A 23,221-nucleotide genomic window follows, 5' to 3' on the forward strand; every position below is an offset into this window, starting at 1 on the left:
CTTTCAAAGAATCGCCAAATGCGGCTCATTGGTAAGAGGCTGGAGAAACTATAATCAATTCTGTGATATGACCTCACACGACCTATGGGCACAAGCCTATTGGACATGGAAATATATCCGCAAACAAGGGAGTTTTGACCGTCAAGGTACAACGGAAGTAATCCATAAGGCATTCCCTATGGTACCTTGGAGAGCTTGTTCCCATAACAATGTGACCGGAAATAAATCCCCGTTCGATGGCGATTTAACCTACTGGGCTAAGAGAGAAAACAAGAATTACTCAGCGATCAACACATCACTTCTGAAGCAACAAAATCATAAATGCAAAGCTTGTGGATTGTCATTTCTCAGTGGCGACAAGGTAGAGCTACATCATGCGGATGGAAACCATAATAATTGGCAGAAATCTAATCTACAGATGCTCCACCGTCAATGTCACCAACACCGGCCTATCCACGGAGAAGCGCGTGTAGCTCGAAATTCCCAAAAGGAAAAGTAGATATCGACTAGGAGCTGTATGCAGTGAAAGCTGCACGTACAGTTCTGAAGGAGAGGTGTCCTGTGGCAACATAGGCATCGACTCTAACCACAGAGCTTGAGTAAAACTACTTCGGTAGTATCGGGCGATGAAGTGCTAAGCCTAAACCTATCTAATTTCTTTTAGTCTAGGTTTAGAATCCCCTCGCCTTTAGGCATGGGGAGTATGTCAATTTCCTCCTATTTATTGTGGCAATGGCATCTTGGCTGTCTCCAAAAGCCCAGCTTTAACCAGCTTTTCCCCCATCCGGTGAAACTTCCCGCTAAATTAAAGAAGGTAAAAATCATTCACGCCCCACCAAGGAGATCCCATGCCCCGCGTCAGAGCACCAGAATTCCCCGTAAAATACCCCTGGCTTAACACCGAGAAACCTTTATCCATTGCATCGTTAAAAGGGCGCGTCGTCCTCCTAGACTTCTGGACGTACTGCTGCATCAACTGCTTGCACGTCCTCCCAGACTTAAAATACCTCGAACAAAAATATAAAGATTCCCTGACAGTTATCGGCGTGCACTCGGCTAAGTTTGAAAACGAAAAAGAAGTAGAAAATATCCGTCAAGCTATCCTCCGCTACGATATTGAACATCCGGTAATTGTAGACAGCGGCATGAAAGTTTGGCAAAGCTACGCTGTTCGCGCTTGGCCGACTTTAATGGTGATCGATCCCGAAAGTTATGTCGTCGGCTTTGTTTCCGGCGAGGGCAATAGAGAAGCACTTGACCAGTTAGTTGGCAAGTTAATTACTGAATATAAGGATAAAAATGCGATCGCCTTTAAAGAACTTCGTTTCAGTTTAGAAAAACAGCGCAAACCTCTGTCAACTCCCTTGGCTTTTCCCGGTAAAGTGCTGGCATTTGCCATTACTTCAACGGAGGCAAAACAGCTTCACCAACATGAGGCGCTTTTGGGCGAAATGACTGAGGACAATCAATCTGTAGATGAAACTGTACTGCCGGGGCCTGCGAACTCTGTTCAACAAAGCTTGGTCGGTTCTTGCTTGTTTGTTGCAGATTCTGGACACAATCGAATTGTTGTCAGTAGTACCGAAGGTGAGGTGTTGCACGTCATTGGTACTGGGAAACCGGGTTTAACTGATGGCAACTTTGAAGAGGCTGAGTTTTTTGCTCCTCAAGGTATGGCTTTTGATGCAGAAAGTCAAATTCTCTATGTTGCTGATACGGAAAATCACGCTCTCAGAACGATCGACTTTACGACTCAACGGGTGCAAACTGTTGCTGGTACTGGCGAACAAAGTCAGGAAATTTCACCTCGTAGTGGCAAGGCTTTAGAGACGCAATTGAATTCGCCTTGGGATTTAGAAAGAGTTGGCGAGCGACTTTTTATCGCTATGGCGGGCTCGCACCAAATTTGGGAGATGCAGTTAGATACTGGTACGATCGGCACTTATGCGGGTATTGGTCGAGAATCCTGTGTTGATGGGAATCTGGCAGAATCTGCTTTTTCGCAGCCCAGCGGCCTGGCTACGGATCGATTGGAGTTGTTTGTGGCTGACAGCGAAATTAGTTCGATTCGGGCTGTTGGTATTGATGAAGATCCAAAGGTTCGTACTGTCTGCGGTAGTGGTGAATTGTTTGGTTTTGGGGATAAAGATGGCCGCGGTGATGAAGTCAGGTTGCAGCACTGTTTAGGTGTTGAATATGCTCAAAATTATCTGTGGGTTGCTGATACTTATAATCACAAAATTAAGCGGATTGACCACCGGGGGGGTACCTGTATCACGATGATTGGAGATGGTAAAGCAGGTTTGGTTGATGCTACGGGTCTCAAGGCTCGATTTTTTGAACCTTCTGGCTTAAGTGCGATCGGGTCTCATTTGTTTGTTGCTGATACGAACAATCATGCTATTCGGCGAGTTGAGTTGGATACGCTGGAGGTCACAACTTTAGATTTCGCCGATTTGTGCGCGCCGGATGTTTGTCTTCCTGGTTGAGATCGGACGTACGGTTGAAACCGCCCGATCTGAAGAAAATTAATAAGATCGGGTGATTTTAACCCTGCACTCTTCAACCCGCGCACCATCCGGGTTTTGTTTGTGTAGACGCGGTTTCAACCGCCTGGTCTTCTAATAATCGCACAAATCTAAAATTCTGAATTGCTCAGCAGCCGCACTATTTTTTCGGTATCGTTCAATTCGCCGACAATTCGCCGCACGGGTTTCGGCCAGATTTTAATCAATGTAGGTGTTGCTGAAATCTGATCTGCTTCAGCTTGTTCGGGATGTTTCAAGACATCGATTACTTTCAATGTGTAGGGGCGATCGAGACATTGCTCTAGGAATTGGTATAAAGTTTCGAGGGTACGTTCGGTGCTGGGGTTGCTCCCGGAAACAAATAGGCGTAAAACGTACCCTTGAGTTGGTGGCGGTGGGGTGAGTGCTGTTGGTTTGGTGGGCGGTAAGAGCGGAGATTGCCGGAAGCGGGAGGGAGGTATGATTGTGGAACTATGGGAGTCCGATCGACCTTGGGCGACCGGAAATTGTACAACTAAATCGTGATTTTCCCAAAGTTCGGGGAATTGTTCATGATAAGTTGCGATCGCCATTGGTTCGCAGATTTCGTCGCTGCGGGCCTCCCAAACCAAGTCCCCAGTGCCAAAAATGGCATTCAGCAGTGTTTGATGTCGCAGCACCAGGGGGTATGCCTCGGCTGCAACCCGCAACTGTAGATCGCTGCGATCGCGCCAGCAGTCAATGGTTGCCGTATAGCAAGGTATCAGAAAATGTGGCGGTTCCGACAAACCGAGTATCTCCTGTAGAGCTACGCACAACTGCAAATGCCACTGAGTTTGCTTGCGGGGATCTATGCAATAGATTAAGTCTCCCCCTGGCGTAAATAGTGCAATGCCTTTGAAAATTTTCGGCAAAATCGGGCGATCGACCTTCAATAAAGTACACCAATTAAAGTTAACAGTTAACGGTTAACAATTAAAAGTTAACTGTTAACTGTTAACTCTCGATTTTTAAACTCGATTTTTAAACTCGACCTCGGAGCATCTGAGCCATTTCGTTCGGGAACGGCGAGTTTTCTACAGCAAGTTCTTCGGTAATCCGACCTTCTTGATAAAGACCATAGAGCGACTTATTCATCGTCGTCATGCCTTCATAAGTATCTTTGATCATGATTTGATTGATTTCCTCATTCTGCCCTTTCAGAATGTATTCCTTAACCACGTCAGTATTAATCATAACGTCGTGGAAAGCAGCGCGTTTGCCATCTGTGGTTTTGCACAGCAGTTGAGCAATAATCGCCACTAGGGATTCGGAAATTGACACCCGTATGGCGTCCTGTTCTTCTGCCCCGAACATATCCAGAATCCGGTTCAGGGTTTTAACCGCACTGTTGGTGTGCAGGGTTCCTGCAACTAAGTGACCCGTCTGAGAGGCTTTGAGGGCAATTTCCACGGTCTCTCTGTCCCGAATTTCTCCTACTAGCAGCATATCCGGGTCTTGCCGCAGAGCGCCTTTGAGAGCATTAATAAACTTGAGGGTATGCCTGCCGACTTCCCGGTGCTTGATCAAGGATTTTTTGCTTTCGTGTACGAATTCTACCGGGTCTTCGATCGTAATGATGTTGTAGGCTTTATTCTTATTGATGTAATCGATCATCGCGGCCAAGGTGGTAGACTTGCCCGAACCTGTCGGGCCCGTAACCAAAATCAGCCCTTTGTGGAAGCCACATATTTTCTTAAAGACTTCGGGTAGGTTCAATTCCTCCATTGTCAATATTTTGGCAGGAATTAGCCGCAGCACCATCGCCGGGCCTGCCAAGGAGTCCATACAACTGATCCGAATGCGGACAAAGCCGAAGTCGAAAGCGCCGTCAAAGTCTAGGTTTTTTTGGAAAATTTCAATTTCTTCATCGCTCATGCACTCGCTCAGCCAGGCAAAAAATGTATCCAAATCCGTTGGTGGATAGCCAATGTCGCCAATCTCACCGCGCTTGCGGAAGCGGGGAAATTCGTTTACTCCGAGATGAAGATCCGATACTCCTTCTTCTTTGGCTCGGATGACTAGCTCTTTCAAAGTCGGATTTCCACCGCTGTTGGAGCTGGGGTTTTTAGGTGTGGCGAAGGATTGGGGCGCTGGTGCTGCGGGCGCTGGTGCTGGCGGTGGGGGGGCCGGCGGCATTCCTGCTGCTCTGGGAACGCCTGGAGCTGGAGGGCGGGGCAGCCCTGGTGGTGGGGGTGCTCCGGGTAGGGGTGGGCGAGGTGCTGGCGGATGCTGTTGTGTCATATGCGCTACCTTGATTTGCTGAGAAGGCTGACTCGAACAGAGGATTTGTGGAAGTTGCACAATGCCGATCGCCATTGTGCCTCTCTTGCACAAAAGCTTGACTCTTTCGATCAGTCTATCCCAAAAGAAGAGCACACTGCTGCACCCGTAAGGAAATATTCTGCCCCTTGCAGGATGCGAGTCAAATCGAGCTACTATCGAATATGGATTTTTGACATGGGAAATATTTTTTTTCCAGCCAATATTTTACATTCGATCTAAAAGTATAAATTGATACTCAATAAAATTGTTAAGGACTTAAACCGATGAATTCTGTCGATCGGGCTTTTACTCCAGCCCTAGAATTAGCGAAGTCGATCCGCGATCGGGAAGTGTCGCCTCTAGAAATTGTCAATCTGTACTTGGAACGGATCGATCGATTAAACCATCAGCTTGGTAGTTATTTTACAGTAACGGCCGATCGGGCGATCGAACTAGCGACAGCGCAAACCGAACACCTAGCAGGCTTAAACAAGTCAGAGGAATTGCCGCCATTTTTCGGAGTGCCGATCGCGATCAAAGACTTGACACCAGTTGCCGACATTCCCTGTACTTACGGAGTTCAGGCGTTGCACAGTAACATATCTCCCTACAACGAGTCAGTAGTCTGGCGAATCAAAGCAGCCGGATTTAACATTCTGGGCAAAACAGCAACCTCTCAAATCGGCTCATTGCCTTACACCGAGCCCCCAGGTTTCCGGCCCGCGCGCAATCCCTGGAATTTAGGCTACACGCCCGGAGGTTCCAGCGGCGGCTCAGCAGCGGCTGTAGCGGCGGGTTTATGCGCGATCGCCCAAGGTTCAGACGGCGGCGGTTCGATCCGAGGCCCAGCTTCCGCCTGCGGTTTAGTCGGCATCAAACCCTCGCGCGGGCGAGTTTCCTGGGCACCAGTCGGAGATTATCTCAGCGGCATTTCTGCCAACGGCCCTCTCGCGCGTACCGTGGCTGACGCGGCCGCACTTTTAGACGTGATGTCAGGGTACACAACCGGCGATCCGTACTGGCTACCAGACCCAAATCCCACGTTTCTAGAGGCTGCCAGTGAAAAATTGGGCAAGCTGCGAATTGCTTTTTCTACCAATATTGCTCCCGTGGGTGAGGCAGCGCCTGTGTGTCAGCAAGCGGTGCTCGATACCGTAAAATTACTGGCAGATTTGGGTCACGATGTCGAACCGGGATGCCCTGATTTTACGGGTTTAATCGAACCCTTTACAGTCATTTGGCAGTCTGGGGCGGGTGCAAGCGGCATTCCCAGCAAAGTTTTGGAACCGATGAATCGCTGGTTGTTGGAAAGAACTGTTTCTGCTGGAGAATATCTGCGGGCGGTGAATCAAATGCAGGTTATTTCACGGCGGATTGTGGGATTCTTTGAAAATTTTGATGTCTTAGTTTTGCCAACTTATATGCACTCAACCATTGGCATCGGTGAGTGGGCCGATTTGAGTTGTGAGGAAACTTTGCAGCGGATTATTAATTGGGTTGCTCCTTGTCCGCCGTTTAATGCTAGCGGTTTGCCTGCGATCGCACTTCCGGCAATTTTAGATGATAATGGTTTACCCGTGGGCATTCAAATTATCGGGCGGCCAGCAGCGGAAGCAACTTTAATTGCTTTGGCGGCACAGATGGAAGCAGCAAAACCTTTCCCGGTTTTGGATTTTCAATAGGTTTGTTGTAAAGACTTTAGTCCTCAAATTTAGATAAGGACTAAAGTCCTCACTACGAACCTGTATGCTTGAACAACGAGCATCAAGTAGGTTTGTAGTCAGGACTTTAGTCCGCTAGATTTAGATAAGGACTAAAGTCCTGACTACGAACCGATATTTTGCGAAGAAACCTGGTCAATTCCGGTCAATCGTAGTTATTAACAATAAAAACTGCAATTTTTCCAAAATCCCTCTTTAGATTGATAAATATTTAGAGTTTTTAAGGAAAAGATGGTAGAATTCTGTGCGAATATGTAGGATAAAAATTTATGCTAACCGGCCCAATTACCGCTCCAGTTCCCGTCTTTCTTGTTCTTTTAGCAATCATGCTAATCGCCCCTCTCATATTTGAGCGCTTGCGACTACCGGGAATAGTCGGTTTGATTATTGCAGGCGTAATTGTCGGGCCCAACGGTATTAATTTGCTGGAACGGGACGCTACTATGGTTTTGTTAGGAACCGTAGGATTGCTATTTTTGATGTTCCTAGCGGGACTGGAAACTAGCCTTGATGACCTCAAACTAAATGCTGACAAAGCTATCATATTTGGGCTGGCTACTTTTGCCCTACCGATGATATTGGGGACTGGAGCAATGCTGCTATTGGGATATAGCTTACTGGCTTCTATTTTAGTCGCTTCTTGTTTAGCTACCCATACCCTTTTAGCCCTACCGATTCTGACAAAATTGGGATTGATGCGAACTCAGACTATTACTGCGACTTTGGGCGGGACTTTAATTACAAATGTCTTGGGACTGTTGGTGCTTGCAATTGTTGTTAAAGCTTTCAAAGGAAATCTGACTCTAGAGTTTTGGCTGTTTTTAATTCCTTCTCTTGCTATCTACACTTTTGCTACTTTGTGGGGAGTTCCCAAAATTGGCCGCTGGTTTTTCAAGAAATTTGGTCACGACGAAAACGCCGAATTTATGTTTGTACTGGCTACGCTGTTCTTGGTTTCTTACGCAGCCGAAATGATTCAAATTGAGGCAATTATTGGGGCGTTTTTATCGGGAATTGCCATTACTCAAATCATCCCCAAAATGAGTCCGCTGATGAATCGGATTGAGTTTATTGGGAATACGCTGTTTGTGCCGTTTTTTCTGATTTCTGTGGGGATGTTGATTGATCCGCTAATTTTGGTGAAGCAGCCGCAGTCTTTGTTGGTGGCGGGGGTGATAATTTTAGCAGAATTGTTGAGCAAGTTTTTGGCAGCTTGGATACCGGGGAAAATCTTTGGTTTTAAGTTTCCGAATATTATGGTAATGTTCGGTCTTTCTGCTGCTCAAGCTGCTTCTACTTTGGCTGCAATTACGGTTGCTTTTGAGATTAAATTGGTCGATCGCGTAGTGGTGAACGGCATCATTTTCATGATTTTAGTAACTTGTGTCGCTTCTCCTTGGATTGTATCTCGGTGGGGTCAACAAATGCAGGAGCCGGAGTCTAGTTTGCCGGCTGTTGCTTCGTCCAAGCATTCATGGGGAGATCGAGTTTTAGTACCTGTTGCTAACCCGAATACCGAAGATAATTTGCTGCGATTGGCTTTGATTTTAGCTAAAACATCTCAGGGAACTTTGCTACCTCTGCATATTTTGTCCGATCGCGGGGAAGCAATTTCGCCGGCACAAAAAACGCAGCAAACTCAACTTTTGAGGGCGGCGGAAACTGTCGCTAACGCGGCTGATTGTGCGGTGGAACCGATCGCGAGGGTAGATGATGCGATCGATCGCGGAATTCTCCGCAGCGCAACCGAACGCGAGGCTAGTTTAATTGTTTGCGGTTGGAAGGGATTTTCCACGACTCGCGACAATTTTTTTGGCAGCATCATTGATAATATAGTGAGGCGATCGCCCGTACCGGTACTGATTGCTCGATTTCCCCATCCTATCCAGAATACAGCCAGAGTTGTTTTGGCGATAACTGACAGCGATTTGACTCGGTTTGGATTTGCGGAAACAGTGGATATTGCTAAGAGTTTAGCAGACGAACTTAAGGCGACTTTGCAAGTGCTGTTAGTGGCGACAAAACGCGAACAAGCTAACAAAAGTGCCGTTGAGGTAGAAATTCTTTCTGAGATACCGATAAATCGGGTGCGGGGAAATTTTGTCAAGCAGGTTTCGCAGCAGTTGCTAGAACATGATTTGCTGATTTTACCCACAATTTATCAGCCGCAGAATTTGTGGGAACAACCGGGAACTCTTAAAGAACCGGAATTGATCGCCCGCGCTCACCAAGAGCTTTCGATGCTTGTTGTTTATTTCCCCAAATCTTAATTAATATTTTAACCGCAGATCGTCTGATCTACCTGCATTCATCTGCGGTTAAAATATCAGATAGAGAATCTATTTTGACAGCGGTTTTACTCTCGCTTGCTGGCTTATCTGAACTGTATTGGATTAGCAGCGACAAGCAAAGTAGACTTGAGTTGCATAAATATTTTATAGAGCCGGTTAAGTGCAGATTTTAAGCTGATAAACACTGATGGACGCAGATGCTTTCGATCTTGTGTGCGATTGAGTACAAGAGGTATAGTGCAATGGGATCATCTGTGTTTTGCTTTAAGGTTGTGCGATCGTCCTTGTTGGCTTTCGGTTATGGAAGCCCTTCGAGCAAAGCCGATCGCACTAATACAAAAAATTCTACAAAAATTAGATCGCACTTCAACACAATTTATCGACATCTGGGGCAATTTTTCGGTATCTGAGAGACTTCTGAGAATATAGTGATATAGTTTGTAGTTGAATCAGTAAAAATGAGCATTAGACCCAATTTCAAATGGTTTTCGTCAATGGTGAGCGTTTGTAGCGCGATCGCGATCGGCACTTTCAGCAGCGTCACATCCCCTGCAAAAGCCGCAGAAACCGTTGTTGTCCGCAAAGGCCCTTTAGAATCGTCAATCTCGGTGGCAGATTTGCGCGAACTCGCAAAAACCGGAAAAGTCCCCGACAGACTGCAAGCTTATGCCAATCTGCTGTCTGAGGCACAGCGCAGTCAAATCTATGGAGCACTGCGAGCGAAAATTCCGCTGAATGTAGTTGGTTTGAGCAACTTGCTAAATACGGGAATCGGGACTGCGATTTTGACGGATTTGACAACAGTCATACCGAGGCGCGACGGTGCCGGTGTCCAAGCGCTGCGAGCGGCTTTGGTGTTGGGTGCGAACGCCCCGGAAGGCTTATCAGTATTGAGTTTCATAGAATCTTATCCGAGTTCGCGGGTAGTCGTGGATCTCGATCGAGCTTTCGCAGTTTTGGGAAATTTGAACGCTGGTTTTTGGCAAACTCAGAGGTTTATGGCGGCGATCGCACCTCAGTTAGCAGCCACTAAATCCGCGTTTAACCCACCTTTCGACCCTAGCCTACCGGGCCCGAATTCGGTGCAGGTATTGAAGCTAGATTTGAACGACAGCGCCCGCAATCGGCGCATTCCGGTTGATGTCTACTGGTCTAAAGCTGCGACTGCTGACAAACCGACGATCGTCTTTTCTCACGGTATGGGCTCTGTCCGCACGGATTTGCGTTATTTAGCCGAGCATTTAGCGTCTTACGGCTATGTTGTGGCTGCTTTGGAACATCCGGGAAGCAACGAAACGAACACCAATGCTGCGATCGCGGGTAAGTCTCGGTTATTAGCTCCTCAAGAGTTTTTAGAGCGTCCCAAAGACATCAGTTTTGTGCTTGACGAACTAGCAAAATTGAACCAAACGGATGATAACTTACGGGGGAAAATCGCGATCGAGCGATCGATGATCATTGGCTATTCCTTCGGCGGCGCAACAGCCTTGTCCGTAGCCGGTGCCGAACTGCAATTGAGCGGGCTCAAACAGCGCTGTCAGGGCGATTTGATTGGGTTTAGCTTGGGCGAAGGCATTCAGTGCGCGGCGGCTGGATTGCCCGAAGAACGGTATCAATTGCGGGATGCGAGGATTAAAAGGGCGATCGTCATGAATCCGACAACATCATTATTATTTGGAGAAACAGGTTTAAGTGCAATTCAAATTCCCACATTAATAGTAGCAGGTTCTGCCGACAAAACAACACCAGCCTTAGTCGAACAAATTGCCGGATTCCCCAAAATTCCATCACCCAAATGGCTAGTCGGATTTGTAGGAGGAACCCACTTAAGCGTCAAAGATCCGAGTAAAACCTTAGACCAAGTTGGTAGGCCGAGCACAGTAATTACTGGCGATGAAGTTGTCGGCGACCAAGCCGCGAGCATACGCAATTATATTAAAGTTATCAGTCTGGCAATGGCTGCTCAACTAACAGATGAATCTGACAAATATGCTATTTTTCTAACGCCAGAATACGCACAATTTGCTTCAACAAATGCAATTCCGGTGCGCCTGGTAACAGAAATTTCCCCTGAAACTAATGCAGTCGTGCAAACTTTCATCCAGCAGAGTCATTAGTCATTAGTCAATTGACAGTTGACAGTTGACAGTGGGCAGTGGGCAGTTGGCAGTGGGCAGTTGACAGTTGGCAGTTGGCAGTTGACAGTAGTCATTAGTTTGTAGGGTACGAAATTCGCACCAGTTGAGTTTGTAGGGTGCGCATTGTCGGCTAAATGTGGCGAGTACCAACTCAAGAACTGCACCCTATGGTTAGTGAGATTTTTGAGCCGTTGCTGATATTTTTTGTCCGTGCAAGGGCAAAATATAGAAAAGCACTTTTACAAACTCAACTCCCAAACTGCCATGCCTAAAAAAAATGTTATCCCGCTGTTGATTCTGTTTATAGCCCTGTTTACCCTTTACGGTGACAGTTTAACTTTTCTCCCCAAACCAATAAGAGATACCAGCGTAGCAAGTAAAAAGTTCTTCGTCGGGTTGTGGCCAAGTTGGTTGAGACCGAGAGATTTCAACGAACAAAGGGAACGGGATATTGAGAAATTACAAAAAAGTCCTACTCCCAGTCGATAGTTTTGCAAGAAGGAAGAAGGAAGAAGGAAGAAGGAAGAAGGAAGAAGGAAGAAGGAAGAAGGGAGCATCTCAGTTATTGTAGGGTGCGTCAGGTCTGAATGTGGCGACCACCTACTCAAGAATTTTCTTCCTGACGCACCCTACGGTTAGTTAGCACTTGAGATTTTGGATTGGACTAAAAATCTCAAATCTCAAATTGATTAACCGTGCTTTTTCAACCAGCTAAACATGGCGCGCAATTCTTTACCAACTTCTTCAATCGGATGCTCTGCTTCCTGACGGCGCATGGAGGTAAAACCAGGTTTCCCGGCTTGGTTTTCGAGAACGAATTCGCGGGCAAATTGGCCGGATTGAATTTCGCTGAGAATTTTCCGCATTTCGGCGCGGGTGTCATCGGTGACGATGCGGGGGCCGCGAGTTAAGTCGCCGTATTCTGCGGTATTGGAGATGCTATCGCGCATTTTGGCGAGGCCTCCTTCTACTACTAAGTCAACGATAAGTTTAACTTCGTGCAAACATTCAAAATAAGCTAATTCTGGTTGATATCCAGCGTCAACTAAGGTTTCAAATCCAGCTTTAATTAAGGCGCTCAAACCGCCGCACAAAACTACTTGTTCGCCAAAAAGATCGGTTTCTGTTTCTTCGCGGAAAGTGGTTTCTAGGATGCCGGCTCTGGTGCCGCCAATACCTTTAGCATAGGCCATTGCCCGATCGCGCGCTTGACCGGAAGCATCTTGATATACTGCAAACAAACTCGGAACACCTTCCCCTTGTTCGTAAGTCCGGCGCACCAAATGTCCGGGGCCTTTGGGGGCTACCATTACTACGTCTACGTCGGCTGGGGGCACAACTTGGCCGAAGTGAATGTTAAAACCGTGAGCAAATGCTAAAACATTTCCTGCTGAAAGGTTCGGTTCGATTTGTTCTTTGTAAATAGTTTTTTGAACTTCATCGGGCAATAAAATCATGATGAAGTCAGCGGCGGCGGCGGCTTTGTCTACCGGGTGAACGGTTAAACCCGCCTCGGTTGCTTTGGCGGCAGACTTGCTACCGGGATACAAACCGACAATGACTTTCATGCCGCTGTCTTTGAGGTTGAGGGCGTGGGCGTGTCCTTGGGAACCGTAGCCGATGATAGCAATCGTTTTGTTGGCTAAGAGGTCTAGGTTAGCGTCGGTGTCGTAATACATACGGGCCATAGTGCTTGTCTCCTGAGATGCAAATTTGGTGATTGACTGCAAAACTCTCATTTTATCAAAGTAGGGTGCTTTTTTTTGGAGAATTTTACAGATTAAAATTTGGATGGGGGAAAATCAAGGGCGATCGCGCTGAATTTAGCAGGTTTTGTTGCGGAGTCCAATATAATTGTCAATAACCTGCTGTGCTGTTGAAAAAAAATAACTAACTTTTTTCAAATGAAAATAAAAGCAATACATCATGTAGCGATTATTTGCTCAGATTACGAAGCATCAAAAAAGTTTTATGTAGAAGTATTGGGATGTTCGATTATCACAGAAACTTTCCGCAGCGAAAGGAATTCTTACAAACTAGATTTGCAAGTCGGAAACAGCAGCGCGATGATTGAGCTGTTCTCATTTCCCCATCCTCCCGCAAGAGTGAACAATCCTGAAGCTTGCGGTTTAAGACATTTAGCTTTTGCAGTTGAGGACATAGAAGCATCAGTTGCTTACTTAAAATCCCAACAAGTAGAAGTAGAAGAAATTCGCCTTGACGAAATTACAGAAAAACGCTTTACATTTTTCAGAGATCCCGACAACTTACCGTTAGAAATCTATGAAATTTAAAGAGTATCCGATTTTATAAAACAGCTATTAAGTCAACCTGTGTGCAGTGTACACTACAAGCTAAAATCTAAAATTGTATAATGGACTATCTCGCTAGAAATATAATCACGATCGCATTACCTGCTTTAATGTTATTGATCGCCATAGTAGCTACAGGTAAAACAGGTGATGCAGCCGTCTGGTCTGGTTTGAGGAAAGTAGGCGCTTCCTTTGGTGTGCTCAGCGGTTTAAGTGTGTTGGTAATTGCAGGATTTGTTGCCAATTATTTTAGTTATTTTGTGGTAGATAGCTTGCTGGTGAGGTCTTATCTAAAGCGGCGAGATTTGGAACAGCCAGAAGAATTGGTAATAGAAATTGACAAATTGCCGATTACCAACGACCTCAAAATTAAGCTTAAATGGGCAGTGCTGCACAGCAATAGCAAAATCATTGGCTTGAAGTACATATTTTTGAAATGGTTTATTCTGGCAGCAATTGTAGATTCAGTATTGTCAATCGCAGGTTACTTAGGAGAATTTAACCTACTTTTTGAATTAAATTCTCATTTTAAACTACAATATATGTTAATCGGTATATCTATTTTTATATTCTTCGCTCTGGTGCGCTCAAAAAAAATCTGGTTGCTGGTGAGCGCATTTTGTATAATCATTAATTTGGCAGAAATTGTTCCTTGGTATTTTCCAGCGCCAGCATTAGCAGGAGCGGCTCCCGGACAAAACTTGCGGATTTTGCATTCAAATGTTTTAACGAGTAATCAGCGATATGCTGATGTGATCTCACTGGTCAAAAGAGAACAGCCTGATATCGCGGTTTTTGTGGAAGTTAGCACAGTTTGGGCGAAGAAGTTAGCCGTTTTAAGCGAGATGTTCCCTTACTCTTCCAACCTGCAAGAATCGGAGAGATTTGGCAGTGCAATCTACAGCAAGCTGCCTTTAGAAAACGCCTCTGTTAAAGCTTTTTCACAGCAAAGAAAGAGCTTATCTGCGGATGTTAAATTTCAAGGTAAAACTATTTCTTTGATTCTTGTTCATCCGACTGTGCCGATCAAACAGCAGAGTTTTATCGATCGCAATCAACAGCTAGCAGCCATCGGCGAGTATGCAGCCCAAGTCAAAAATCCGCTGATTGTGGTTGGGGATTTCAATACCACAATGTGGTCGCCGTTCTACAAAAATATGGTAAAAACTGGAAAACTGCACAATGCGCGATCGGGCTTTGGCATTTTACCGACTTGGCCGACTTTTATGCCGCTGGCTTATATTCCGATCGATCATTTCTTAGTCAGCAAAGAAATTGGTGTTTTGAATATTCATACAGGCCCAAAAGTCGGTTCTGATCATTTGCCGTTAATTACAGATTTGGTGATTTAAAGGCAGGATGCGATCGGCCATAACCTATGCTAATAATCCAAGCTGGCCGTCTGCTAATAATTCACCCTCGAAAAATGAAAGCATCCAGCGAATAGGCACCAGGCCCTAAAACTGCGATCGCCATCAGCATCAAACAGTACATAAAGGCTTTCTCCCAGCTTGGCGGTTCGCCCTTGCCATTTGGCCCTTCATACTGCCCTTGGGGAATTAAATAGGGATCGCTAGCAACAAAAGGCAACCCTTTGGATAAATCTAAATAAATCGCGAATAGCATAGAACCGAGAATCGGCAAACTTGCTAATAGTGTGAGAAATCCCAGAATCAGACAAACTCCGCCAGCCAACATGGAAGCTGCTGAGAGAAAGCACAGAAACAGCGGCATTTTCATAGCATCAGACCACACTCGAAGATGTGTTATTTTTGGGTAGCCGTGCAGCATAAATAGCGCGCCGACACCAACTCTCAGTAATAAAAGTGCCCAGCCGAGAATGCCGATCGGATAGACGGGATTGAGTGAACTGAGCAGTTTTAAACTTAGTTCTGGTAGAGGAGATGAAACTTGAGCGAACAGCAGCGCGATCGCCACACCCATAGCAAATTTATAAATCATTTTGTGGTTTCCAATCCATCGATATCTTTCCAACTCGACATCAGTTCGTTCGTAGTGCGGACTTAAGTCCACTTTCAGTTCGTTTGTAGTGCGGACTTAAGTCCGCTTTCCTGCGGAGAACCTGCATTCCGCACGCGCGATCCTTAGATTAGTTAAATAGCCGGCGATTACAAGCTTTTCCCTTGTCCTTGATACTTATTGCACCCCGCGAGTGTTGAGATCGATCGCATATAAAGATGTGCCAGCAGCGATCCAGAGGCGATCGCGTTTTTTCCCCCCAAAAGTCAGGTTAGCGCAAGTCTCCGGCACCAGAATTTTCCCCAAACGAGTACCGTCGGGCGCGTACACCTGCACGCTATCTTTGGAAGTCGTAAAAATATTGCCGTGTTCGTCTGTTCGCAACCCGTCGGGTTCACCGGGTTCGATGACTGCGAACACCCGGCCATTGTCCAAATCGCGATCGCCCACAACATCATAGGCGCTGATGTGGTGATACCCTTGGGGCATATTGAAGGCAGAACTGTCCGACACGTATAAGATGCGTTCGTCTGGACTGAAGGCGAGGCCGTTGGGGCGCAACATATCCGTCACCACCGCATCGATCGCACCAGTCACCGGATCGAAGCGGTACACAAAACATCCAGGCTGTTCCTGTTCGCCGCCGTATCCTTGGTTGGGCTGGGTGAGGCCGTAGGGGGGGTCAGTGAACCAGATCGTGCCGTCACTCTTGACTACCAAGTCATTGGGGCTGTTGAGGCGCTTTCCTCGGTAGCGATCGACCAACACCTGCCATTCGCCGCCGTGTTCGCGCCGGACGATCGCGCGCAAACCCGACGAACAGGAGACGAGACGACCTTCGTGATCGCGGTAATTGCCACTTTGATAGTCTGACGGGTCGCGCAAAACGCTCATTCCCTCACGGGGACTCCAACGCAGCAAGCGGTTGCCGTGAGCGTCGCTCCACACCACGCTATCATCTTCATGGAAATAAACCGGGCCTTCGCTCCAGACGGCACCGCTGACAACTTTCTGGAGTGAAGCATCAGGGCGCAGCAGCGGTTTCAGGCGATCGTCATAAATACTGATGGCTTCAGGCATTAGTATTCTATACCATTTAATACTCATTTATATAGTTAGATAAGGATGAGTAATCCACATATCTATCTTGAGATATAAATTACAACTAAGCCATTAGATAGATAAATGTTTGAATTGTAAATTGTTACTTTTAACGCATTGAATTATTCATAAAACAGTTGAGTTTTGTTGATAAATAACAGGCTCGACCTGTCGGAGAGGGAATGAAACTTTGATTTTTTGGTTATTTGAATCGTGGCTATTCTCAAGAGGATGGGTGCAATGGTGAACTTGGCCACTACCCAATCTGTTGCTGCTGTACCTTCACTGCCTACCGACAAATCCGCTGGTAATCTAGAACTCGTGGCGCTGTTCGAGGATGCGATGCCGATCGGTGTTGCGGTATCCAAGCAAGGGCGAATTTTCATCAGCTACCCGCGGCTGGTTGACGATGTAGAATTCACTGTTGCCGAACTCAAGCAGCCACAGGAAAAAAACGGTAATCCCGTTCCCTACCCGAATGCAGAAATCCACAAGTTAGATTTAGCTTCGCCCTCAGAAAAGTTGCTGTGCGTTCAAGGGATGACCATCGACGCGCGCGATCGCCTGTGGCTGCTAGATCACGCAAAAATTAAGCAAAATTCAGTCCCCTCCGGCGGCCCGAAACTGATGGGAATTGACCTGGAGGGCGATCGAATTGTCAAGAAAATTCTCTTTCCCGAATCCATCGCCTCAGCCAATTCTACCCTCAATGATGTGCGCGTCGATTTGCGCTGGGGAGAGGATGGAATTGCATTTATTACCGACTCATCGGAAGAAGGCCCGAACGGCATTGTTGTCGTGGATTTAGCAACGGGAAACAGTTGGCGCAAACTCAACGATCATCCTTCAACTAAACCAATTCCCGGCTTTTTACCAGTAGTCGAAGGTCAACCGATGATGGTGCGACATCCAGGTAAACCGCCCAAGCACATCCACACCGGTAGCGATGGCATTGCCCTCAGCGGTGACGGTCAAAGACTGTTCTATTGTCCCCTAGCAAGTCGGCACCTTTACAGTGTTAGCATTGAAGCATTAGTTAATCAAAATATGCCTGATGAAGAAGTTGCCGCCACAGTCATCGATCACGGTGAAAAAGGTGCTTCTGGCGGCATGGTTTCCGATGCAAAAAATCGCCTTTATGTGACTAACTACGAAAACAATTCGATTTTGCGCCGCCTCCCTGATGGTACGTGGGAAACAGTCGCCCACGATGCGCGAATGCTGTGGCCGAATTGCCTGTTTGTGGCGCAAGACGACTATCTCTACTTTACGGTAGATCAGTGGAATCGGAATCCCAGCTATCATAATGGAGAAGACTTGCGCGAGAAACCTTATAGCCTATTTCGCATCCGAATTGATGCAGGGCAAGTGTTGCTAGATCGCAGCTAAAATCACGTTGGCAATTTCAACTTTCAGTGCAAAATTACCTGTAAATATTAAGGATAATCACAATGCCAGATGTTGTAGATACTGCAATCAATGCCGGATGCTTCGATACTTTAGTCACAGCTCTGAATGTTGCTGGCTTGGCAGAAGGTTTAAAAGAGAAAGGCCCGTTTACCGTGTTTGCACCAACTGATGAAGCGTTTTCTAAACTGCCATCGGGAACTGTAGAAGCTTTGCTGGAAAATATCCCGCAGTTGATTAAAGTTTTAACCTATCATGTGATTCCCAAGCAGAAAATCACAGCAGCAGAAATTGGCAAAACTAATTCCGTCACCACCTCCGAAGGTTCAACGTTGAAGATTGATACTTCTGATGGAGTTAAGATAAACGATGCTAAGGTAGTCACGCCAGATGTGGAAGCAGATAACGGTGTAATCCACATCATTGACACTGTTTTGATTCCTGAATCTTTGGGTAAGATTGAACCAGTGAGCTAAGGTAAAATTATTCTCAAACCAGCACAATTTGGTAAAGACTTGGCAATGGTAAATTCGGCGAACCACTACGATATCATTATTATTGGCACGGGAGCGGGCGGAGGTACGCTTGCTCACCGTCTCGCACCGACTGGTAAAAAGATTTTGGTGTTAGAAAGAGGCGACTTTTTGCCCAGGGAAAAAGCAAATTGGAGTGCGCTGGAAGTTTATCAAAAAGAGCGCTATCACACGGACGAGCGCTGGTACGATAGGGAAGAAAAGGAGTTTCGACCCCAGACTGGCTATTGGGTTGGCGGCAATACAAAAGTGTATGGTGCGGCTCTTTTGCGGCTGCGGGAACGAGATTTCGATCGCGTAATTCACAAACAAGGATTTTCTCCAGAATGGCCGCTCAAATACGCAGATTTTGAGCCTTATTACACGCAAGCTGAAGCACTCTATGACGTTCATGGAGCGCGAGGAACCGATCCAACTGAACCGCCGTGCAGCCAACCTTATGCTTATCCTCCTGTGAGCCACGAACCGGATATGCAGTTACTCGCCGATGATATTCGATCGCTCGGTTACAATCCGTTTAATTTGCCTTTAGGATTAAAGCTGAATGAAGCCGATCGCACAAACAGCCCTTGCATTCGCTGCGATACCTTTGACGGCTATCCTTGTTTAGTAGGTGCGAAAGCCGATGCAGAGGTGAATGCGATTCGCCCAACCCGCGAAAAATATGACAATTTCACCCTAATAACTAATGCCAAAGTCTTGAGGCTGCATACTAGCAAATCCGGGCGAGAAGTGACGGGGGTAGAAACCGAAATTTTAGGGGAACGACAGCAATTTACAGGCGATATTGTGGTGGTTTCCTGCGGTGCAATTAATTCGGCTGTGTTGTTACTGCAATCTGCTAACGAACAGCACCCCAAAGGATTAGGAAATAGTTCCGATCAGGTGGGCAGAAATTTAATGAAACACCTAGCAACCGCTTTAGTTTCGATGCACCTAGAAGTGAATCAAGCTAACTTTCAAAAAACCATTGCTATCAATGATTATTATTGGGGAGAGCCGGATTTTCCTTATCCAATGGGGATGATACAAAATACAGGCAATGTGTTAGCTGATATGCTGCCGGCTGAGGCTCCGGCGCTGATGGCTCCGCTGGTAAAATTGGTTCCTAAATACGAGCGGGATTTGATTGCTGAGCGATCGGTTGGTTGGTGGTTGCAAACAGAAGATTTGCCAGATTCAAACAATCGCGTTCGGGTGGCGGGCGATCGCATTTACTTGGATTATACGCCTAATAATGTCGAAGCGGGCGATCGGCTAATTCACCGCTGGACATCTGTCCTCAAATCCCTCAACCGTTCAGCCAAGCACGTTATTCCCTTTAGCCTGTATCCCCGCGCCGAGATGCCGCTACAATCAATCGGCCATCAATGCGGCACTTGTCGGTTTGGTACAGACTCCAAAACCTCAGTCCTCGACTTGAATTGTCGCACCCACGATGTGGATAATCTCTACGTTGTGGATGGTAGTTTTTTCCCTTCCAATTCTGGCGTTAACCCGACGCTGACAATTATGGCAAATGCGCTGCGAGTTGGCGATCGCATCGCTGAGCGGCTCAAATAAATTCCGGTTGTATCGGAATGATTTAACCGCAGAGAACGCAGAGGGCACAGAGAGAGAAGAAATATGTATGATTCTGATGCTGACGGAATTGATATCAAATAAACTCTTTTTGTCCCTTGAGAAGGAAAGGACTAAAGTCCTCACTACGAACCAATTAAGAAGAGATTGAAAACTAGCAAAATTTTTGAGGAAATAATGGCAATGAATGATCCTAAACAGCAGAATGAAAACGATCAAGAACCATCAGAAACATTTGAATCTCACCCGATCGCCACAGGATTAGGCGCAGTCGGTGGCGGTGTAGCCGGTGCGGCCATTGGTAATTCTGTTGGGGGAAAGTTTGGTGCTGCAATTGGTAGCATCGCAGGGGCGATCGCGGGGGGAATTGCCGGCAATGCGGTGGCTGATGTTGCTTCAGAGGCGATCGCCGAAATTCAGCCTGCGATCGGGTTAGGTTTAGGCGCTAATGCTGAGCCAATTGAATTGCCAAAACACTACACTTGGGAAGAATTACAAGCACTATCAAAACCGCAAGGGTAGGGTTTTGGCAAAAAATAGAACTACCACAGATAAACTAGCGAAAACAAAACAATCCAAATCACATCAACAAAGTGCCAAAACAAAGAAGCTGCACTCACCCCGAAGTGACCGGCATTGTAATTGCCAGGAATGAAAGAACGGACAAGCATAATTAGCTGCAAGATAATCCCGACAAAAACGTGCAAACCGTGAAACCCAGTCAGTAGATAAAATGTCGCGCCGAACAACCCTGTAGTCAGCCCAAAAGATAGGTGGTTCCACTCGATCGCCTGATTAACTAAAAAGTAAGTTCCCATCAAGGATGCCGTCAGCCACAGCAAGCGAAATAAACCCACTTTCCGGCGATCGAGGGCCCGTTCGGCAAAGTAAATGACAAAACTGCTCGAAACCAGTACCGCCGTGCTAATCGCAGGTTTAAGCACCTCTAATTTCGGGACACCAGCAGGGAGCCAGTTAGGAGTTGTCTGCCGCAAGATAATGTAGGCGGCGAAAAAACTGAGGAAGACCATACTCTCGGAAAGCAAGAATGCGGTAAAGCCAAACATCCGCTTTTTGTGATCTTCAGAATTTTCGTTGCTTGCTTGGGGCGATCGGCCTGAATGCGTAGGATTTGCCATAAGTAAAGAAATTATTAGTCATTAGTCATCAGCATTTTGTAGGGGCGGGTTTAGCAGAAGATATCTGATACTTATGACTAAATAAATGGCAAAACCCGCCTCTCAGTCATCAGTCATTAGTCATCAGCATTTTGTAGGGGCGGGTTTAGCAGAAGATATCTGATACTTATGACTAAATAAATGGCAAAACCCGCCCTCATCTCATCAGTCATCAGTCATTAGTCATCAGCATTTTGTAGGGGCGGGTTTAGCAGAGAATATTTGATACTTATGACTAAATAAATGGCAAAACCCGCCCTCATCTCATCAGTCATTAGCAATTAGTCATCAGCATTTTGTAGGGGCGGGTTTAGAAGAGGATATCTGATACTTATGACTAAATAAATGACAAAACCCGCCCTCATCTCATCAGTCATTCAAGCTTGAAAATATCTGCGTTAATCTGTGTTTATCCGCCTGAAATCAGCGGTTGAAATTGCAGCTATTCTTGAGTAGAAGCCTGGGTAATGCGATCGGGAGAATCGACATAGTGGTAGGGCGGCAAAGTCACAATCGGAATCTGGGCAAAATTCTCAACAGGCGGCGGCGAAGAAACAGTCCACTCCAACCCCGTAGCGTGCCAAGGATTGTTAGTTGCTTTCGGGCCCTGCAGCGCGGAAACCACCATATTGACGATAAAAGGTAGCGTCGATACGCCCAGTAGAAATCCCCCCAAACTGGCAAGGACATTCAAGCCTTGGTATTGCGGATCGTAGGAAGCAACCCGGCGCACCATCCCTTGCAAGCCCAACGGGTGCATCGGAAAGAAAGTCAGATTAGCCCCGATAAAAGTCAGCCAGAAGTGGATTTTGCCCCAGCCCTCGGCGTACATCCGCCCAGTCATCTTGGGAAACCAGTAGTAAATTGCTCCAAAAATCGCAATTGTGATGGTGTTGAACACAATGTAGTGGAAGTGGCCGACTATAAAATAAGTATTATTTACGTGCAGATTAAAAGGCACGGCCCCCAGCATAACGCCCGTGATGCCACCGAACAGAAACATGACTACGCCACCCAAGGCAAACAGCATCGGCGTTTCCAGGTGCAGCTTTCCGCCCCAAACGGTAGCAGTCCAAGCGAATACCTTAACGCCAGTCGGCACGGCGACTAACATGGTGGAGAACATGAACAGCATCCGCATCCAGCCGGGAGTGCCGCTGGCGAACATATGGTGTACCCAAACGAAGATGCTGAGTAGAGAAATTGCAAAGGATGCGATCGCTACGGATTTATAGCCAAACAAAGGGTTGCGGGAAAAAGCCGGCAAAATTTCCGAGAAGATACCGAAGGCCGGCAGCGCCATCACGTAAACTGCGGGGTGCGAGTAAAACCAGAATAAGTGCTGGTAGAGAATCGGGCTACCTTCGTTAAAAGGATCGAAAAAGGTTGTCCCCAAGGCTAAATCGAACAACATCAGCACCGCAGCCGCAGTCAGGGCTGGCAGGCAAAAAAGTTGCAGCAACTGGGCGCTCAAAACCGTCCACACAAAGATTGGCATTCGGAACCAAGTCATGCCCGGTGCTCTCATTCTGACGATCGTCGTTACGAAGTTAATTCCCCCCATAATCGACGAGATTCCCAGCAGCGCCACACTCACCAGCCAGATAAATTGGCCGTTGATTAAATCGCCTGACGGGTTCTGGATGCTGACCGGCGGGTAAGACCACCAGCCGGCCTGGGCGGTGCCGCTGGGCAGCAAGAAGCTGGAAATCAGCAGGATGCCTGCGGGGGGAATTATCCAGAAGGAGAGGGCATTGAGGAGGGGAAACGCCATGTCCCGCGCCCCGATCATCAGCGGTATCAGGTAGTTGCCTAGACCCACCATGCAGGGGAAAACCCACAGGAAGATCATTATTGTCCCGTGCATGGTGAATAAGCCATTGTACAGCGGGCGATCGACTAGATTTAATGCTGGAGACATCAGTTCGGCGCGCATAATCATCGAGAATAAACCCGCGATTAAAAAGAAGATAAAAGCAGTAATTAGGTACTGAATGCCGATAACTTTGTGATCTTTGCTGAAGCTGATGTAGCGCCGCCAATTAATCGGATTTTCGCTGCGATCGCTTTCAATCTCGCCACCGTTGGCTATGTTTTCAATCGAGTTATTTGTCATTTTTCAGTTGTTAGTTATTAATCGAGAGAAAATTCTGTTTTTTGCCGAATAG

Annotated in this window: 18 protein-coding genes; 11 read left to right on the forward strand and 7 right to left on the reverse strand. The window is 46.7% G+C overall.

The window, feature by feature from the left end; all coding sequences use genetic code 11:
* The coding region (locus K4039_RS26685; protein ID WP_265239516.1) for an HNH endonuclease at positions 1 to 499 on the forward strand (499 nt) is incomplete at its 5' end.
* 349 nt (positions 500 to 848) lie between these two features.
* Positions 849 to 2,489, forward strand: a complete 1,641-nt coding sequence (locus K4039_RS26690) for a thioredoxin-like domain-containing protein (protein ID WP_265239517.1) — start codon at positions 849 to 851, stop codon at positions 2,487 to 2,489.
* 149 nt (positions 2,490 to 2,638) lie between these two features.
* On the opposite strand, the gene K4039_RS26695 is transcribed toward K4039_RS26690, so the two are convergent.
* Together K4039_RS26695 and K4039_RS26700 are read right to left on the reverse strand one after the other, a co-directional pair.
* Positions 2,639 to 3,442 (reverse strand): circadian clock KaiB family protein, encoded by an 804-nt coding sequence (locus tag K4039_RS26695; RefSeq protein ID WP_265239518.1) that lies wholly within the window; start codon positions 3,440 to 3,442, stop codon positions 2,639 to 2,641.
* An 88-nt stretch (positions 3,443 to 3,530) separates the two neighbouring features.
* Entirely contained in the window at positions 3,531 to 4,790 is a 1,260-nt protein-coding gene (locus K4039_RS26700; protein WP_265239568.1) for a type IV pilus twitching motility protein PilT, read from the reverse strand.
* 305 nt (positions 4,791 to 5,095) lie between these two features.
* Here K4039_RS26700 and K4039_RS26705 point away from each other — a divergent pair, with 305 nt between their 5' ends.
* The 3 genes from K4039_RS26705 (at position 5,096) to K4039_RS26715 (ending at position 10,940) form a co-directional block, all read left to right on the forward strand.
* A complete protein-coding gene (locus K4039_RS26705) occupies positions 5,096 to 6,493 on the forward strand; it encodes an amidase (protein ID WP_265239519.1) in 1,398 nt (465 codons plus the stop codon).
* A 308-nt stretch (positions 6,494 to 6,801) separates the two neighbouring features.
* Positions 6,802 to 8,802, forward strand: a complete 2,001-nt coding sequence (locus tag K4039_RS26710; protein ID WP_265239520.1) for a cation:proton antiporter — start codon at positions 6,802 to 6,804, stop codon at positions 8,800 to 8,802.
* Positions 8,803 to 9,281: 479 nt separating this feature from the next.
* Complete coding sequence (locus tag K4039_RS26715; RefSeq protein ID WP_265239521.1) at positions 9,282 to 10,940, forward strand: alpha/beta hydrolase; 1,659 nt, start codon at positions 9,282 to 9,284, stop codon at positions 10,938 to 10,940.
* Positions 10,941 to 11,650: 710 nt separating this feature from the next.
* Here the strand turns inward: K4039_RS26715 and ilvC are convergent.
* Complete coding sequence (gene ilvC, locus K4039_RS26720; RefSeq protein ID WP_265239522.1) at positions 11,651 to 12,700, reverse strand: ketol-acid reductoisomerase; 1,050 nt, start codon at positions 12,698 to 12,700, stop codon at positions 11,651 to 11,653.
* Positions 12,701 to 12,865: 165 nt separating this feature from the next.
* On the opposite strand from ilvC, the gene K4039_RS26725 reads away from it, so the two are divergent.
* The gene (locus K4039_RS26725; protein WP_265239523.1) at positions 12,866 to 13,255 is read left to right on the forward strand and encodes a VOC family protein; all 390 of its coding nucleotides are present in this window, start codon (positions 12,866 to 12,868) and stop codon (positions 13,253 to 13,255) included.
* 80 nt (positions 13,256 to 13,335) lie between these two features.
* Entirely contained in the window at positions 13,336 to 14,625 is a 1,290-nt protein-coding gene (locus K4039_RS26730) for an endonuclease/exonuclease/phosphatase family protein (RefSeq protein WP_265239524.1), read from the forward strand.
* A 61-nt stretch (positions 14,626 to 14,686) separates the two neighbouring features.
* Here the strand turns inward: K4039_RS26730 and K4039_RS26735 are convergent, their stop codons facing one another.
* Together K4039_RS26735 and K4039_RS26740 are read right to left on the reverse strand one after the other, a co-directional pair.
* Complete coding sequence (locus K4039_RS26735; RefSeq protein WP_265239525.1) at positions 14,687 to 15,235, reverse strand: DoxX family protein; 549 nt, start codon at positions 15,233 to 15,235, stop codon at positions 14,687 to 14,689.
* A gap of 195 nt (positions 15,236 to 15,430) precedes the next feature.
* On the reverse strand, positions 15,431 to 16,333 hold the full coding sequence (locus K4039_RS26740; RefSeq protein ID WP_265239526.1) for an SMP-30/gluconolactonase/LRE family protein: 903 nt from the start codon (positions 16,331 to 16,333) through the stop codon (positions 15,431 to 15,433).
* A 261-nt stretch (positions 16,334 to 16,594) separates the two neighbouring features.
* Between K4039_RS26740 and K4039_RS26745 the strand changes: the two genes are divergently transcribed.
* The 4 genes from K4039_RS26745 (at position 16,595) to K4039_RS26760 (ending at position 20,397) form a co-directional block, all read left to right on the forward strand.
* The gene (locus K4039_RS26745) at positions 16,595 to 17,743 is read left to right on the forward strand and encodes a major royal jelly family protein (protein ID WP_265239527.1); all 1,149 of its coding nucleotides are present in this window, start codon (positions 16,595 to 16,597) and stop codon (positions 17,741 to 17,743) included.
* A 62-nt stretch (positions 17,744 to 17,805) separates the two neighbouring features.
* Positions 17,806 to 18,237 (forward strand): fasciclin domain-containing protein, encoded by a 432-nt coding sequence (locus K4039_RS26750; RefSeq protein ID WP_265239528.1) that lies wholly within the window; start codon positions 17,806 to 17,808, stop codon positions 18,235 to 18,237.
* Between the two features lie 45 nt (positions 18,238 to 18,282).
* Positions 18,283 to 19,857, forward strand: coding sequence for a GMC family oxidoreductase (locus tag K4039_RS26755; protein ID WP_265239529.1), 1,575 nt, complete (start codon positions 18,283 to 18,285; stop codon positions 19,855 to 19,857).
* Between the two features lie 201 nt (positions 19,858 to 20,058).
* Complete coding sequence (locus K4039_RS26760) at positions 20,059 to 20,397, forward strand: hypothetical protein (protein WP_265239530.1); 339 nt, start codon at positions 20,059 to 20,061, stop codon at positions 20,395 to 20,397.
* A 20-nt stretch (positions 20,398 to 20,417) separates the two neighbouring features.
* On the opposite strand, the gene K4039_RS26765 is transcribed toward K4039_RS26760, so the two are convergent.
* Positions 20,418 to 21,014, reverse strand: a complete 597-nt coding sequence (locus K4039_RS26765; RefSeq protein ID WP_265239531.1) for a heme-copper oxidase subunit III — start codon at positions 21,012 to 21,014, stop codon at positions 20,418 to 20,420.
* 481 nt (positions 21,015 to 21,495) lie between these two features.
* Complete coding sequence (ctaD, locus tag K4039_RS26770; RefSeq protein ID WP_265239532.1) at positions 21,496 to 23,169, reverse strand: cytochrome c oxidase subunit I; 1,674 nt, start codon at positions 23,167 to 23,169, stop codon at positions 21,496 to 21,498.
* Positions 23,170 to 23,221 lie beyond the last annotated feature (52 nt).

It is taken from the genome of Lyngbya sp. CCAP 1446/10 (assembly GCF_026130175.1).
GTDB lineage: Bacteria > Cyanobacteriota > Cyanobacteriia > Cyanobacteriales > Microcoleaceae > Microcoleus.